At 55.5% G+C, this 2495-nt stretch carries 2 protein-coding genes, 2 tRNA genes and 1 pseudogene; all 5 read right to left on the reverse strand.

Annotated features, from left to right (window positions below; translation table 11 throughout):
• A pseudogene (locus tag ACWI8T_RS09430) lies at window positions 1–385 on the reverse strand (hypothetical protein); the annotation flags it as partial.
• Window positions 375–1895: a TrkH family potassium uptake protein gene (locus tag ACWI8T_RS09435; RefSeq protein ID WP_449138760.1), complete on the reverse strand. Its 1521-nt coding sequence runs from the start codon at window positions 1893–1895 to the stop codon at window positions 375–377. The pseudogene ACWI8T_RS09430 and the gene ACWI8T_RS09435, both read right to left, overlap by 11 nt.
• Before the next feature lie 6 nt (window positions 1896–1901).
• Entirely contained in the window at window positions 1902–2114 is a 213-nt protein-coding gene (locus ACWI8T_RS09440) for a hypothetical protein (protein WP_449138761.1), read from the reverse strand.
• Between the two features lie 68 nt (window positions 2115–2182).
• Window positions 2183–2258 (reverse strand) — tRNA-Gly (locus ACWI8T_RS09445).
• 9 nt (window positions 2259–2267) lie between these two features.
• Window positions 2268–2342 (reverse strand) — tRNA-Val (locus ACWI8T_RS09450).
• Window positions 2343–2495 lie beyond the last annotated feature (153 nt).

The raw sequence follows: 2495 nt of genomic DNA on the forward strand, positions 1-2495 counted from the left end.
CCACTTCGCCCGTCACCTGCACGGTTTGTTTGTCGTAATACGAATCGGCGCCAGCCAAATCGGCGATGGACGCATCGTAGAGGAACGAGTTGTCGGAGGTCTGCCCGTCATCAATCGAGTTAGTCGGATCGTCAACGGGTTTAGGCGCTTCGCCATTATTGTTTTCGCCCTTTGCGGCATCGGCGTCAGCAGCAGCGGCATCGACGCGCGCCTTGGACACATCCTTCTTGTCGGCGGTGGCAGTTGAATCGGAGCTCGACACCGATCCAGCTGAGCTGCCATCGCCGTCGGCGGCAAATGCAACACTCGCGGGCACCAATGCCACAGCGGCAGCAAGAACCGCAACCAGAGCGGTTCGCGATAGCTTGTTCACGCTAACGTGCACGGACCCTCCTCCTCGGGCGAATGGACGCGATGATGGAAACCAGCAATGCGATGAGCGTTACGTATTCGAGACGGCCAGCCCACATATCAACGATATAGAGCACCTTCAGCGGGTCGGGCATGCCAGGCTGGATAATGCCGCACGACATGCCGATGTTCGACACCATGGATACCGATTCGAACATCGAGGGCGCGGCGGCATAGCCGAACGTGACGGTAACGATGGTTGTAACGAGAAACGCCACGCCATACAGCAGCAACACCACGAGGTTTGCGCGAACCAAATCGTGGGAAAGAGGGCGGCGGCCAACGTGGTAGTACATAACCACCTGTCGCGCTGAAGCAGGTGCGAGCAAATCTTTGATATAGGCGACCAATTCTTTGACCAAAACACCGATGCGCAGCACCTTGATACCACCTGTGGTCGACCCGGCCGAGCCGCCAACCGCCATGCAGAAAATGATGATGAGCAGAGCGCCGCTCGAAATCACCGTGGTCATTTGGTTCACGCTAATGGTTTGGAAGCCCGTCGAGGAGAATGCCGCCACAACAGTGAACACGGCTCGCCGCAAAAGCGTCGGCAGGTCGTCGTAGACTTTCGCCGCGCACAGCGTCGCGACGAAGGCAACCAGAATCACGCTCAACCATACGACGAGCGTGCGAATTTCGATATCGCGGAAGAAATGCTCGATATGGCCCTTCCACACCTCGCTATGCAGGGTGAAGTTGATAGAACCCAAAAGAATGAGCACCATAATGACGATCTCGAGCGGCGCGCAATGGTAATAGATAATGCCCGTCGACATCGAAGTCATGCCGCCCGTATTGAACGAAGCAACGGCAAGCCAAAGGCCGTTGAAGAACGCGCGCACGGGCGCCATGCCGATGAAGAGGCACGCCGCCGTGGTCAGAATCGTGCCAATGACGATGGTCGCCATCGAGAATCGCACGATGAAGCGAGCCGTTTGCATAATGTTGGGAATAACGTGCTCGCTGCGACCCTCGGAAGAATACAAAGACGAATCAACCGCACGCCCGAACAAGCCCAGCGACAAAGCGATAACGACAACGCCTTGGCCGCCGATGCATTGCATGGTGAAGCGCCACGTATTATCGGCGATCGACATATGGTCGATATCTTGCACCAACGAACAGCCCGTCGTGGTCCATGCGCTCATTCCCTCGAACACCGCATCGAGCATGCCGCCATAATGGCCCGACATATATAAAGGTATGCACCCCAAAAGAGCCAACGCAAGCCACGCAAAACCCGTAACGGCCAATGCCTGTTTCGGCGTGAGTTTGCCAGGGCTGGGGAGGATAAGACGCAAAAGCGAACCGACGATGAGCGCGACGCCCATGCCGAACAGATAATGCGACGCCGGCTGCCACTCGCCAAGCACGATGGCTACAACGAACGGGACGCATTCAGCGGCAGCGAGAAACATCATGAGCACGCCCAAATAGTGCGCGATCACGCGGAAGTCATAGAATGAGAATTTCTGCCACATAGCGCGCTAACCCATCAACAGCTTCGTGATAACGACAAGCACACCAAGCCACACGACAAAAGCCACCGTGCACAGCACAACGACGAAAACCCCCTGCATGGGAGTTTTCAGGCTGTTCAAGGTTTCTTTGTAGGCTCGCAAATCCATAATTGCATGATTATACGCCAGCTGGCACAAAACCGTGCATGGGGCGGTTTTCTTGACGGAATTCCACCTCATCGGTTCGAGCCCCGATCCGTGCTCGAAAACGAAAACAGCCGGGGCATTTGCCTCGGCTGTAAAATTTCTGGAGCGGACAACGGGGCTCGAACCCGCGACCCCCACCTTGGCAAGGTGGTGCTCTACCAACTGAGCCATGTCCGCATATATAAATGGTGGGCGATACAAGATTTGAACTTGTGACCCCTACCGTGTCAAGGTAGTGCTCTCCCCCTGAGCTAACCGCCCATTTAACTGGCTGTTGTCGAACCAGCGGGTAATTATTATACGAGTTTCAAAATCGCGGTCAAGCCCTCTTTTGAAAATTTTTTCTACAGCCTCAAATCGAGCGACACAGGGCAGTGGTCGCTGCCGAAAATCTCGTTGTGGATTGCAGCATTT

It is taken from the genome of Slackia sp., assembly GCF_977041755.1.